Source organism: Gilliamella sp. B3022 (assembly GCF_028751545.1).
Lineage (GTDB): Bacteria > Pseudomonadota > Gammaproteobacteria > Enterobacterales > Orbaceae > Gilliamella.
On sequence record NZ_CP071867.1, the window covers coordinates 1,237,752 to 1,251,252 of the forward strand.

Annotated in this window: 14 protein-coding genes; 7 read left to right on the plus strand and 7 right to left on the minus strand. The window is 35.5% G+C overall.

Annotated elements, in window-relative coordinates; genetic code table 11:
* Positions 1-36: 36 nt before the first annotated feature.
* A complete protein-coding gene (gene treR, locus J4T76_RS05595; RefSeq protein WP_267341961.1) occupies positions 37-999 on the minus strand; it encodes a trehalose operon repressor TreR in 963 nt (320 codons plus the stop codon).
* Positions 1,000-1,349: 350 nt separating this feature from the next.
* A complete protein-coding gene (locus tag J4T76_RS05600) occupies positions 1,350-1,685 on the minus strand; it encodes a winged helix-turn-helix transcriptional regulator (protein ID WP_267356218.1) in 336 nt (111 codons plus the stop codon).
* A gap of 189 nt (positions 1,686-1,874) precedes the next feature.
* Here J4T76_RS05600 and J4T76_RS05605 point away from each other — a divergent pair, with 189 nt between their 5' ends.
* From J4T76_RS05605 to J4T76_RS05615, 3 genes are all read left to right on the plus strand, one after another.
* The gene (locus tag J4T76_RS05605) at positions 1,875-2,510 is read left to right on the plus strand and encodes an NAD(P)-dependent oxidoreductase (protein WP_267341963.1); all 636 of its coding nucleotides are present in this window, start codon (positions 1,875-1,877) and stop codon (positions 2,508-2,510) included.
* 325 nt (positions 2,511-2,835) lie between these two features.
* Entirely contained in the window at positions 2,836-4,203 is a 1,368-nt protein-coding gene (gene allB, locus J4T76_RS05610) for an allantoinase AllB (protein ID WP_267356220.1), read from the plus strand.
* A 45-nt stretch (positions 4,204-4,248) separates the two neighbouring features.
* Complete coding sequence (locus J4T76_RS05615) at positions 4,249-5,631, plus strand: NCS1 family transporter (protein ID WP_267356222.1); 1,383 nt, start codon at positions 4,249-4,251, stop codon at positions 5,629-5,631.
* A 49-nt stretch (positions 5,632-5,680) separates the two neighbouring features.
* Here J4T76_RS05615 and flhA read toward each other — a convergent pair whose 3' ends face one another.
* The 5 genes from flhA to flgA form a co-directional block, all read right to left on the minus strand.
* Positions 5,681-7,771 (minus strand): flagellar biosynthesis protein FlhA, encoded by a 2,091-nt coding sequence (gene flhA / locus J4T76_RS05620; protein ID WP_267341968.1) that lies wholly within the window; start codon positions 7,769-7,771, stop codon positions 5,681-5,683.
* A gap of 17 nt (positions 7,772-7,788) precedes the next feature.
* Positions 7,789-8,919: a flagellar biosynthesis protein FlhB gene (flhB, locus tag J4T76_RS05625; RefSeq protein WP_267341969.1), complete on the minus strand. Its 1,131-nt coding sequence runs from the start codon at positions 8,917-8,919 to the stop codon at positions 7,789-7,791.
* Between the two features lie 151 nt (positions 8,920-9,070).
* Positions 9,071-9,505: a flagella synthesis protein FlgN gene (locus tag J4T76_RS05630; RefSeq protein WP_267346299.1), complete on the minus strand. Its 435-nt coding sequence runs from the start codon at positions 9,503-9,505 to the stop codon at positions 9,071-9,073.
* 22 nt (positions 9,506-9,527) lie between these two features.
* Positions 9,528-9,827, minus strand: a complete 300-nt coding sequence (flgM, locus tag J4T76_RS05635; protein ID WP_267341971.1) for a flagellar biosynthesis anti-sigma factor FlgM — start codon at positions 9,825-9,827, stop codon at positions 9,528-9,530.
* Positions 9,828-9,905: 78 nt separating this feature from the next.
* Positions 9,906-10,553: a flagellar basal body P-ring formation chaperone FlgA gene (gene flgA / locus J4T76_RS05640; RefSeq protein ID WP_267341972.1), complete on the minus strand. Its 648-nt coding sequence runs from the start codon at positions 10,551-10,553 to the stop codon at positions 9,906-9,908.
* Between the two features lie 166 nt (positions 10,554-10,719).
* Here flgA and flgB point away from each other — a divergent pair, with 166 nt between their 5' ends.
* Genes flgB through flgE form a run of 4 tightly spaced genes read left to right on the plus strand, consistent with a single transcriptional unit; the run spans position 10,720 to position 13,495 of the window.
* Complete coding sequence (gene flgB, locus J4T76_RS05645) at positions 10,720-11,130, plus strand: flagellar basal body rod protein FlgB (RefSeq protein WP_267341973.1); 411 nt, start codon at positions 10,720-10,722, stop codon at positions 11,128-11,130.
* A 5-nt stretch (positions 11,131-11,135) separates the two neighbouring features.
* Positions 11,136-11,540, plus strand: coding sequence for a flagellar basal body rod protein FlgC (gene flgC, locus J4T76_RS05650; RefSeq protein WP_267356224.1), 405 nt, complete (start codon positions 11,136-11,138; stop codon positions 11,538-11,540).
* 13 nt (positions 11,541-11,553) lie between these two features.
* Positions 11,554-12,267 carry a flagellar hook assembly protein FlgD gene (gene flgD, locus J4T76_RS05655; protein WP_267356226.1) on the plus strand — a complete coding sequence of 238 codons (714 nt, stop codon included), beginning with the start codon at positions 11,554-11,556 and terminating at the stop codon, positions 12,265-12,267.
* Between the two features lie 16 nt (positions 12,268-12,283).
* Positions 12,284-13,495: a flagellar hook protein FlgE gene (gene flgE, locus J4T76_RS05660; protein ID WP_267341976.1), complete on the plus strand. Its 1,212-nt coding sequence runs from the start codon at positions 12,284-12,286 to the stop codon at positions 13,493-13,495.
* The last annotated feature ends 6 nt before the right edge of the window (positions 13,496-13,501 follow it).

Sequence of the window (13,501 nt, forward strand, 5' to 3'; positions counted from 1 at the left end):
TTGGATTGTGAGGCGATTGATTAATCGAGGCTGATTTTAAATCATTAATTTACAAGGTACGGTAGTGGTTTTAAATGAAACGGTATTTTGTAACATGCTGAGTAATGCTTGGGCGGCATAGGTACCGGCTTTATCAAACCCAAGCTCAACTGAAAGCGTATCAGGGAACAAAAAATTAAGTAACTCACTGTTGCCAATGCTCGCGACCACAATATGTTCTAATTGATTCTGCTGTAAATATTTGTTTAATCCTAAAGCGATGGCGTCAGTCGCACAAACGATTGCTGTTGGCGAGTGTGATAAAATTGATTCAGCAAGTTCATAACCTGAACGATAACTCAAATTGCCTAAGTAAGCATTTGTACTGATTTGATGTTTGTGGCAATAATCCATATAGGCTTGATAGCGTAATGCACCTGTTGTTTGGTCTTGTTGATCAATACCAATAAAGCCAATATTTTGATGTTTTCTTGATTGATGTAAATATTTCAGTAAGGTTGTGACTGCACCAATGTCATCGTAGCAAATGCAAGTATATTCCTGAAATGATCTGGCGATTATCACACTTTTATTTTGCCAAAATGATAATAATGAGTGTTCTAACCCAGTGAAAGCAAACACAATCACACCATCTGCTTGCTTTTCTTTCAATATGGTTAAATGTTCGTGGACTTTATTAACACTAAACTGGCTTTCAAGGATGATAGGATCGTAACCATGCTGGTATAAAATTGGCAGTATAGCGCGCACTGCTTGATTTTCAGACATCGAATCAAGACGAGTGACAATAATACCTATCACTTTATTTCCATAACCACGCATTGCTCTTGCTGACTTAGAAGGGATAAATTGATACTGTTCAATGATTGTCATCACTTTATTACGGGTGGTTTCTTTCACCATTGGATCATGATTAATTACCCGTGAAACGGTCGATTTGCTCACACCGCTTAATTTAGCAATGTCTTTAATGGTTAGATGGTTAGACAACGCACTCATAATCACTTCATTATACGAAAATCAATGAAATCATAGTAATATAGATTGACCAAAATTGCGATATTCCGATTGAATAAGATGTTTATGAATAGAGATATCATGTTCAATTGATCTGTTCAATCATTCTTCAATGATTCATGCATTATTGTTCAAATAAATCCTAAAAAACTTTGTTTTTCCGTTGGAAAAAGTAGTGTACTTTCAATAGGTTGTTGAATAAAATGAATAGTGTGCAAAAATGATCCACTTTTTTATTTATTACGGTATTCGATTTTTACACGATTGACTGTTAATGCCATTACCCAATGTATTTATCTCGTTACTATAAGAAATGGTTTTTATGATTTTATTCATTCACTGTTTGATATTAATTTTTGATAAGTTTTTCCCCACGCTAACATCGCATCATGCACTTGTTTTAAACTTTGTCCAACTTCGGTTAAGGTATATTCAACTTTTGGTGGTACTTGTGCATAAACTTTGCGGGTGATTAAGCCATTTTTTTCCATAATGCGTAAATGAGAAGTGAGGACTTTTTGTGAGATGCCATTTAGGGATTTTTTTAATTCGCCAAAACGTTTGGTTCCAGTCAGTAAATCACGCACTATTAATACTTTCCATTTATCACCCATTAACATTAATGTGATTTCAACAGGACAAGGAGGCAAATTTTCATTTAATAACATTGTTAATAATTCCTTTAAATTCAATGATAGTTTCCTAAAAGATACTATATTACATAACGGTACCTACTTTACAATAGATACTTTGAATATTAATCTAAAACTTGCCATTGAGTAAAAGATTTTTTATATAACAGACATTTATTCGAATCAAATTGAATTTTAATTTAAATAATAGGAAAGGAGTAAATAATGAAAATAGCTGTAATTGGTGCAAATGGTAAATCAGGCTCATTAATTGTTAAAGAAGCACTTAACCGTGGTCATGCCGTCACGGCAATTGTCCGTAGAGCTGATGCTAAAGTTGATCCTAAAGCTGACGTATTGGTTAAAGATCTTTTTGAGTTAACTTATGATGATTTAAGACCTTTTGATGTTATTGTTGATGCATTTGCCACCTGGACACTCGAGTCACTGCCTTTACATCAAACAAGTTTAAAACATCTTACGGATATTTTGATGGATAAACCTAATCGATTATTAGTTGTTGGTGGTGCAGGTAGTTTATATGTCAATCCAGAACATTCTATTCGTTTAGTTGATACTCCCCAATTCCCTGAAGAGTTTAAACCATTAGCAAATAATATGGCAAAAGCGTTAGATGCACTCAAAAAATGTAACAATGTGAACTGGACATACTTAAGCCCTGCTATTGAGTTTATTGCTGATGGTCCAAGAACAGGTCATTATACCACTGGTGGTGAGCAGTTTATGATTAATAGTCAAGGCAAAAGCCAAATTAGCTATGCTGATTATGCTATTGCTATGGTTGATGAAGCTGAAAATGCTAAACATATTCAGCAACGTTTCACAGTTGTTGCTCAATAGTTTATTAAGCCTTACATTAAGATGGTCTATAATCAAATTACTAGGTTGTATGTAAGGCAAATGATTTAATCCGCAAGCATCAGAAATTTTTGATAACGTGTATCTATTTTCATTCTAATATCACAAAAATGTGGCAAAATGTTATATAGCTACACATTGTTGGATCCTTTTAGTGCATCACGAATCGAAATTTTCAAATCACAATATCGATCCTTACCAATTGATTCATTGGCATATTTATTGCATTACTGTTCTTATCACTTTTTCATAATTCTTTTAGTTGTACTGTCTTTGATTCGTTGTTACTTTACTTGGAAAAAATGTTATGCAATACGATCTGATCATAAAAAATGGTCTTGTTATTCTCGAATCGGGTGAAGTCTATACCGATATTGCAATAAAAAATGGCAGAATTGCGGCTATTGGCTTGGATTTGGAGCAAGCTATTAAGACTATTGATGCTCAAGGCTTAGTTGTCAGCCCAGGTATGGTTGATGTTCATGTGCATATTAGTGAGCCTGGCGGTGTTCGTCATGAGTGGGAAGGCTATGTGACTGGAACAAAAGCATGTGCAAAAGGGGGCGTAACAACCTTTGTTGAAATGCCTCTTAATCAACTTCCTGCCACTACCAGTGCTGAAACTCTTCATCAAAAATACGCTGCTGGTCAAGGAAAACTTTATGTCGATGTTGCTTCCTATGGGGGATTAGTTCCTTATAACTTAACCAATAATGGTATTGCAGAACAAGTCGAAGAAGGTGTTGCGGCATTTAAATGTTTTATGGCAACTTGTGGGGATCCAAATCTTGAAGGTGATTTTGCTAATGTGAATGATTATGCATTGTGGGAAGGAATGCGCCAAATTGCTAAAACCGGTAAAGTGCTAGCTATCCATGCAGAAAATGCCGCAATTACTGATATTTTAGGGCAACAAGCTAAAGCACGAGGCGAAAGTAAATTATCACAATATGTAGCAACCCGTCCGGCATTTACTGAAGTTGAAGCAATTCGTCGAGCAATCTTTTTCGCTAAACAAACTGGGTGCCCGATTCATATATGCCATGTCGCTTGTCCAGAAGGAGTTGAAGAGGTTATCAAAGCACGCCAAGAAGGCATTAATGTGACGTGCGAAACCTGTATCCATTACCTCTATTTTACTACAGACCAATTGGATGCTATTGGACCAATTGCAAAATGTTCACCACCAATCCGCGATCAGCAAGCTCAAGAAGGATTATGGAAATACCTCTTTGCAGGACACATTATTACCGCCGTATCCGATCATTCACCTTGTACCTATGATTTAAAAAATAAAGACAATGCTTTTGATGCTTGGGGCGGCATTTCTGGTGTTCAAAATAATGTGGATATATTTTTTGATGAAGCGGTACAAAAACGGGGTATGTCATTAAAGCAATTTGCCGATATTATCGCAAAAAATCCTGCCGAAAGATACAACTTACCAACCAAAGGCGCCATTCAAGTTGGTAAAGATGCTGACATTATTTTTATAAAACCTCGTTCATGCTATGTATTAAAAGCTCAAAATCTTGAATATCGCAATCAATTTAGTCCTTATGTGGGTAGGCAAATTGGTGCACAAGTCGTACAAACATTGTTACGAGGAGAAACCATTTATCAGATTGATTCTGGTATTGATTCAACACCAAGAGGAACCTTTATTCGCTGTTAATCATAAAGACATAAGTAAAAACTCAGGTAATTAAGGGATAGGATTATGAAAAATCATACAAAGCAATCATCATCTGAATCACTAACCATTAACAGATCATTACTACCTAAGACCAATAAAGATCGAACCATGAATTGTTTTACCTATGGATTTATGTGGATAGGTGATGGTATGAATTTAGGTAATATGACTTTAGGCGCAAGCTTGGTAGTAGCAGGAGTTGCGACTATGAATACTCTTCAAACTTTCATTGCAATGTTCATCTCAATCTTAATTATTACCACAATTTTTGTTTTAAATGATCGGTTAGGATATCGCACTGGAATTCCTTATGTGATGCAACTGCGCATGTCATTTGGAATAAAAGGAGCTGTTGTTTCATCGTTGCTACGTGGTATTCCTGCTATTGTTTGGTATGGCTTTCAAAGCTGGATTGGCGCAACAGCCCTTAATGAAATCATTAAAATATTATCGAATGGCGGATTTAATCAGGTATTTGTCTGTTTTCTTATTTTGCAATGTTTCCAAATCGCCTTGTCGCTATATGGGTTCCATGCAATAAAATGGGTTGAAACCTTAATTTCGGTTGTTATTCTTTGTGCATTAGTTTATGTTTTTATTATACTACTCAATGATCATCAAGATATTGTTATAGACAAATGGGTGAAGCCTAAAGGAACCTGGGGACTGCCTTTTTATGGCTTTATTATGATGTTTTTGGGCAATTATTCTGCAATTTTTCTGAGTGCAGCTGATTATTCTCGAGAGCTCAAATTAGGCTTTAGCCATCGTCAAAGAGCGTTACTTTATTTTCTACCGATTTTTATTGCTTATGGTTTTATTATAACTATTGGCGTGATGTTGGCTTCTGTCACTGGTAACGCTAATCCAGTGAAAGCCTTTGCAATCGTGGTAGATAATTCCTATATCACTATTATCGTATCAACCTTTATTGTGTTAGGTACCATTGCGGTAAATATTGTCGCTAACATTATTCCGCCAGCTTACGTGATTACCTTGTTAACGAAAGCCAATTATCAATTATCCGTAACAATTACCGGTTTATTAGCTATCGCTTCTTTCCCTTGGATTTTAGTGCAAGATACATCAGCACAAGGATTAGGCTTATTTATTCTCATTTACTCCGCATTTTTAGGACCAATTGTTGCAATACTATTGGTGGAATATTATTTATTACGTCGCCAGCAAATTAATATACATGCTTTATACAATAATAAAGGTCAGTTTGCAGGTTATAATCCTGCGGCTATTTTAGCGATGCTTATTGGTTCTGCTTCGGCATTTTATGAAGTAAGTTTATCATGGATTGTCGGTTTTTTTGTTGGTGGAATAAGTTATATCTTATTAACCAAATACAGGTTTATGCAATCTCCTTTCAAAAAAGGGACAATCTTTGAAAAGAGATAGAGAATTTTATGTGGCTATCGAAACTGACCATTTAAACTTCCTGTTTTTATTAGGTTTCACTGCCAATTTGACATGTGACTTTGATCTCTCGATTATTCGGAATTTCTAAATTTGACAATACCGCTAATTGAGGAAAATTAGGTCTTAAAAATTGAGCAAGCATGGCTCGTAACGAGTGATTAACCAATAAAACCGGTGGAGCACCGATTGCTTCTTGCTGATGAAGAGCTTGTTGTAGTTGTTGAATGATATGTTCAGCTAAACCCGGCTCAAAGTTACTGGTATTTTGCAGTGTTTGCAGTAACAAACGCTCTAAATTGACATTTAAGCAGATCACATTGATTTGCTCACTATCAGAAAACCATTGTTGAGTGATTACGCGCCCTAATGCAATTCTAACCATACTAAGTAATTGATAAGCATCATTCTGAGTTGGTGCATGTTCACAAATGGTTTCTATAATGGTGCGCATATCACGAATTGAAACTTTTTCAGCAATCAAATTTTGCAATATTTTATGAAACGTTGTTAATGTTATGACTCCTGGAATAAAGTCTTCAACAAGTTTTGGTACTTCTTGCTTAATTCGATCGAGCAGTTCTTGAGTTTCTAACCGACCAAGTAAATCACTGGCAAATTGTTGTAACAGGTGATTAAAGTGCGTTGCAATCATGGTGCTAGTATCAACAACGGTATAACCTAATATCTGCGCATTTTCTTTATCGTTTTTATCTATCCAAATAGCCGGCAATCCAAAAGCAGGTTCAGTAGTAGGTGTGCCTTTAATGGTTTCAGTTACATTACCTGGATTAATGGCTAACCATTTATTATTAACAATTTCACCTTTTCCAATTTCACCACCTTTAATAAAGATTTTATATTGATAAGGCGCTAATGAAAGATTATCGCGAATATGCACTTGAGGAGGTAAAAAGCCTAACGTTTGAGCAAATTTTTTACGTAAACTACGAATTTTACCCAATAATTCGCCGTTTTGTGTTTGATCCACCATAGGGATAAGTCCGTATCCGACTTCCATGGCTAAAATATCTTCAATATTTACATCCGACCAAGTGGCTTCTAAACTTGCTGGCGTCGTTGCCGGTGCTTCTGTGGTTTTTGTGGTATTTTGTGGCTCAGCATTTTTATGTTTGTTTAGCCACCATGCCAGCACGGTTAAAAAACCGGTGAACATTAAAAATACAATATTGGGCATGCCTGGAATCAGTCCAAGTAAGCCAATTACAACCGCTGTCAAAATCAATACTTTAGGGCTATTGAATAACTGGTTAAGCATTTGTTCACTGATACTATCTTGCGAGTTCACTCGAGTAACAATAACACCTGCTGCAGTTGAAATAATTAATGATGGTATTTGCGCAACTAAACCATCACCAATTGTCAGTAATACATAAGTGTGGCTTGCATCAGCAAACGTCATACCATGTTGCATAACACCAACTAATAAGCCACCGATAATGGTAATTGCCATAATGAGCAACCCAGCAATAGCATCACCGCGAACAAATTTACTGGCACCGTCCATTGAACCGTAAAAATCGGCTTCTTGGGTCACTTCTGCTCTTCGTGCTTTAGCTTCATCTTCACCAATTAACCCCGCATTAAGATCAGCATCAATTGCCATTTGTTTACCTGGCATGCCATCTAATGCAAAACGAGCCCCCACTTCAGCAATTCGTCCAGCTCCTTTGGTAATCACCATGAAGTTAATGATGACCAGAATAACAAATACAACGATACCAATAGCAAAATTTCCACCAACTAAAAAGTGCCCGAACGCTTCAATAACCCGCCCTGCCGCATCACTGCCGGTATGACCTTTTAATAATACTACCCTTGTAGAGGCAACATTGAGCGATAAGCGCAATAAAGTTGCAAATAATAAAACCGTTGGAAATGCTGCAAAATCAAGCACTCTTTTAGTGAATAAAGCGACAATTAATATAATAATGGATAAGGCAATATTAAAAGTAAAAAATAGATCTAAGATAAAAGCTGGCAAAGGTAATACCATCATCGACAGAATCAATAATATGAGTATTGGTCCCGCTAAAATTTGATATTGACCATTTTTTAAGGTATTCAATGACAATAATGTCTGTAGCTTTGATTTAATCATAAAATTAGTAATTACGGTTATTTATATTCGGATAGCGATTCAGGTACGGGTAAATTATTCGGTGCTATTGGCTTATCACCGCCATATTTATACCAATGTTTTAATTGATATACCCAAGCTAAAATTTGTGCCACAGCGGTATAAAGCTCGGTTGGAATCGTTTCACCAATTTCACCATGGTGATATAAAGCACGAGCTAAAGGTGGTGCCTCTAATAAGGGTATATTATGTTCGCTTGCTATTTCTTTAATACGCAGCGCAATGTTATCCGTACCTTTGGCTAATAATTTTGGAGCAGCCATGGTTTTATCATCATATTGTAAAGCAACAGCGTAATGGGTTGGGTTAGTTACAATAACATTGGCTTTAGTCACATCTTTCATCATTCGACGTCGGGCCATTGCTTGTTGCATTTGGCGAATACGACCTTTTATTTGTGGATCACCTTCTTGTTCTTTAAACTCATCTTTAATTTCTTGTTTGGACATTTTCAATTTTTTCAAATTACTCCAAATTTGATAAAAAATATCAAAACCAACCATTGGTATTAAAGATAACACACTTAAAATTCCACAAATAATGACTAATTCTATTGCATTTGTTAATGCGTTATTTAAATACATATTGGGTAAGGAAAGTATATTGGGAAAATAGTGTAATAAAAATAGAGCTACCGTGGTTGAAATCAGGGTAACTTTAAGTATGCTTTTAAGCAGTTCCGAAAAAATTCTAATGCTAAATAGTCGACCAAACCCAGCTATAGGGTTGAGTTTTGAAAATTTTGGTTTGATTGATTGCAGGCTAAAGAGTAATCCCCCAACACCAAGTGGAGCAAACATGGCAGTAATTACCAATCCTATAACAATTGGCACAATAGACCAAATACCTGCTGTGATCAAATTAACTAAATGTAAAGTAATTAATGTATCATCTTTTGGTGAGTGTGATACTTTGATCGCCATTTTTATAATAGTGATCAGTTGATTAACTGTATAAGGTCCTATTATTAAAAGTAGTGAAATACCTATTAATAGAATAAACAAGGATGTTAATTCTCGAGATCGTGGTATCTGCCCCTTTTCCTTAGCTTTTTTTATTTTGCTATCCGTGGGTTGTTCGCTTTTATCTAGATCACTCTCATTAGCCATGGTGGGAATAAAATTATACTGTTAAATGCATTTTTTAATGATAACAGTATGAACTTATTATTTGAGAATTATTGCTTTGAAAAGGCGATGATTTATGGGGTATTTATCTCGTTTAACGGATTTTAATATCAATAGTTTGTTTGTTTTTATTTTACACTTTCGCCCGTTTGGATGAAATAACTTCAGTTTGCTGATAGCCATTATTTGTATAAACTGCTGGATTATTTAAATTTTTAAGATAATTGATTGACTGTTCTGTCATGTTCATGCGATTTTGAATAATCAAACCATTATCGTGATTAATCTTTGCCAATAATTTGGTAGTATCGGTAATTGATTGCCAGTGAGCCGCCACGGCTGGATTTTCATTATAAGGGGGTTGTATTGCTAGTTGTTGACTCAACTTAACTCGTTTTTCATCCAATAATTTTAATTGAATAAGTAACTGACTTTTTTTATCAATAATATCAGCTAATTGATTGATTAACTTATTATCAATCAGTATTTGTTGCTCTGTTTGCAGAATTTCTGAGAGAGTTTGTAACATTTCTGTGATGTTGTTTAAAATATCCTCTAATTCTAACATGTTTATATTCCTTAAATGTTCATTAGCTTTCAATGTTTTGTAACATTTGCTGAATCAGTTCTTTAGCAATTTTTCGTGAATCAATCACTAATGAACCATCGGCAATGGCTTGTTTTATTTTATCAACTTTTTTTACGTTAATATCATTGTCGATTGTGCGTAATAGTGTTACTGAATTTTGTGATAGGTTTACATTAGCACTTACCTTGGTATCATTTTGGGCTGGTATTACCGCTGTCTGATTTTTCTGTTGCTCAGAAATTACATCACGACTCATAAGTCCTGAAATGGCGGTAATAGATTTTGTTGCATCAATACTCATAAGGTACCTTTGATCATATTTACGATTTGTATAATTTGTTTAGTTCCATTATCGGCAAAAATAGAAAAATCATTAATTTTATTTGTTGAAAATGATTACACCTTGATTTGTTAATACTCCATCAATAACATTACCTGAATTAAGTTTAACACTAATTTTCTCATCTAATGTGGCATTATTGAGTGATTTACCATTTGTGGTTATTTGATAACTTTCGCCATCAATAATGACTTTAACGATTTGACCAGCTTTAACCTGCCAATTTTTTTGTAGCATTGCTTTTTTTATGGTTTCACTCTGATTGATATTACGTGTAGCAATATGATTAAGGGCATCGGATTTATTTAAAATAACTGAGGAGGGGAGCTTATCTAACCATCCAAATTTTAAATCTATCAAATCTTCTGTGATAACTGAGCCAGCCATGATTGGTTGTTTGGCGATAAGGTAATGTCCGCTAACTGCAACATAAATGTGCATAAACCTTTTTTTATTATCACACTGTACACTGATGGTCATATTGCCCCACGGTTTTTTGGTATTAAGTAAAGATAAGGTGGGGTTGTCGCAATTCAATTTAGGCATATCATTGGTATAACTAATCGTTACAGCTTCAGGATTATGGCTAAATTGCTGAGTAATGAGATCGTTAATCTGTTTGCTAAGAGAGTTAGCTAAGACGATATGGCAGCTAAATAAGATAAACATACCAATTATTAATTTCACTATTCTAATCATGCTTATTTTTTCTATATTATTTATGATGTAAATTTTACTTTATGCTCAGAAAGTCTGAATGTTGAAATAAGGACAATTTTAACCGTTATTTGTACGATGATTTTTTTTAGCTTCACTTAAAATCCTTTCTATCAAAAAAAATTAGGGTGATTTTATGTTTGATAAATTGGATAACTGGGTTAATTTTCACAGTCAGGCACTCAATGTGCGTGAAATGCGGCAAAATATTCTAGCCGCCAATATTGCTAATAGTGATACACCTAATTATCAAGCTCGAGATATTGATTTTAAAGCAGAGTTAACTAAAGCCATAAAAAATGAAGGTAATGCAAATAATATTGCACTTCATATTACTTCTAATGGTCATATTCCAATGTCAATGCCAATGATGACAAATCAAAATCTATTGTATCGAATACCTTATCAAGCTTCAGCAGATGGTAACACTGTAGAGATGGATCAAGAGCGTACAGCGTTTATGGATAACACTATTCACTATCAAAGTAATCTTACTTTTTTAGGTGAACAATTTAAAAATGTGATGTCAGTATTACAGCAAGGATAATTGTCATGAGTTTTTCTATTTTTGCCATTTCCGGTTCAGCACTAATGGCACAGACCCAACGTATGAATATCAGTGCCAGTAATTTAGCCAATGCTGAAAGTATTACCAGCACAACAGGTCAAGCTTATCGAGCTAAACAAGTTATTTTCCAATTTGATGATAATGGTTACCAAAATAGCGTAGCAGGCGTAAAGGTGTCACAAGTGATTGAAGATCCAGCGCCAATGAATTTAATCTATGACCCGAATCATCCTTTAGCAGACGAAAAAGGTTACATTCAAAAACCAAATGTTGATGTAGTGGCAGAGATGGTCAATACCATATCAGCATCTCGTAGTTATCAAGCAAATGTAGAAGTCATCAATACAGCAAAAAGTTTAATGCTTAAAACCCTTACCTTAGGGCAATAGAAGGATGTAATTCATGGGTATTTCGAATGTAGCAGTGTCAGAAACATCAAATATGACGAGTCCAGTCAGAAAAGGGACATCTGATGGTAATTCTAGTCAGGAATTACAAGATAATTTTTTAACATTACTTATCGCCCAAATGAAGAATCAAGATCCCACCAATCCCATGGACAACAGTCAGTTGACTTCACAACTTGCTCAGATTAATACGTTAGCAGGTATTGAACGACTTAATACGACATTAGGTATGGTTTCTGGTCAGATTGACGACAGTATGTCAGTGAATGCAAGTAATATGATTGGTAAAGGTGTCATGGTTCCAGGTAATAAAATTTTGGTTGCCACATCGGAAGTCGAAGGCTCAGAAACAGAAAAAGAGACCATTACCACACCATTTGGCTTTGAACTTATGCGTGATGCTGATTCAGTGGTTGTTACCATAAAAGATGAAAACGGCAATGTTGTGCGTGAGGTTGATCTCGGTTCGATTCCTGCTGGGGTCAGTTCTTTTACTTGGGATGGTGAACTTAATGATGGAACACTTGCGCCTGATGGTAGCTATACGTTTTCAGTTAATGCCAGCTACGATGGACAAAAAGTATCTGCAACACCATTATCTTATTCCGTGGTGTACGGAGTAATTAATAGCAAAGTTAACAATAAAGTATTACTAGATTTAGGGATACTGGGTTCAATTAGTATTGACGAAGTGCGTCAAATTCTTTAAAGGGGAATAAGTTCATATGGGGTTTTCTCAAGCAATTAGTGGTATGAATGCCGCTTCAAAACAATTAGATGTTATTGGTAATAATATTGCCAATTCTGCAACAGTTGGCTTCAAAAGTGCTAGTATCTCATTTGCTGATATCTATGCCGGTTCAAAAGTTGGAATGGGGGTTAAAGTTGCATCTGTTATGCAAAATTTTAATGATGGCACGACAACCTCTACCAATAATAGTTTGGATGTTGCTATTTCTGGTAATGGATTTTTTCGGTTAGTGGATAGCAGTGGGCAAATCTATTATACCCGTAATGGTCAGTTCCAATTAGATGCTGAGCGTAATATTATCTCTGCCGATGGATTACAATTAACGGGCTATTTAGCGACAGGTACGCCACCACAAATCCAACAGGGATCTGCGCCTGGCCCATTAAAAATTTCGCAAGAGATGTTAAATGCTTCAGCAACCAGTAAGGCCTCTTTGCAAACAAATTTAAATTCAAACAGTAAAGTTCCTGAAAAACAACCGATCAGTGCAACAGATGCTGACACATTTAATTATTCAACCACCATCACCACTTATGATTCCTTAGGTAATCAACGTAATGTTCAGCTTTTTTATGTTAAAACAGCAGATAACCAATGGGATGTTCATTATCTTGATAGCAGCGATCCTAACGCAACGCTTCAGACCTTAGGGAAAATGGAATTTGATTCATCCGGTAAATTAATTAGTGATCCAGAAATGACGATCAATATTAATGGTCTAAATGGTTCGGCAGATAACAGCTTTACATTATCACTTGCAAGCAGTACCCAACAAAATATGGGTAAAGAAGTCGGTAGCATTAAAACCCCTATTATTGATGGTTATGCCGCTGGTGATCTAGTTGGCTATAGTATTAATGATGACGGTACAATTTTCGGTGTTTATTCTAATCAACAAACCATGTTATTAGGTCAAATTGCCATGGCAGATTTTGCCAATGTTAATGGATTAGAATCAGCGGGCAATAATAATTGGCGATCAACGCTTAATTCTGGATCAGAAGTGTTGGGTACCGCCAACAGTGGGACGTTTGGTTCACTAGCCAGTGGTGCGGTAGAGGCTTCTAATGTTGATATGAGTCAAGAGTTGGTCAATATGATTGTCGCTCAGCGTAATTATCAATCGAATTCACAAACCATTAAAACTCAAGACCAAATACTCAATACATTGGTTAATTTGCGTTAGTTTAAG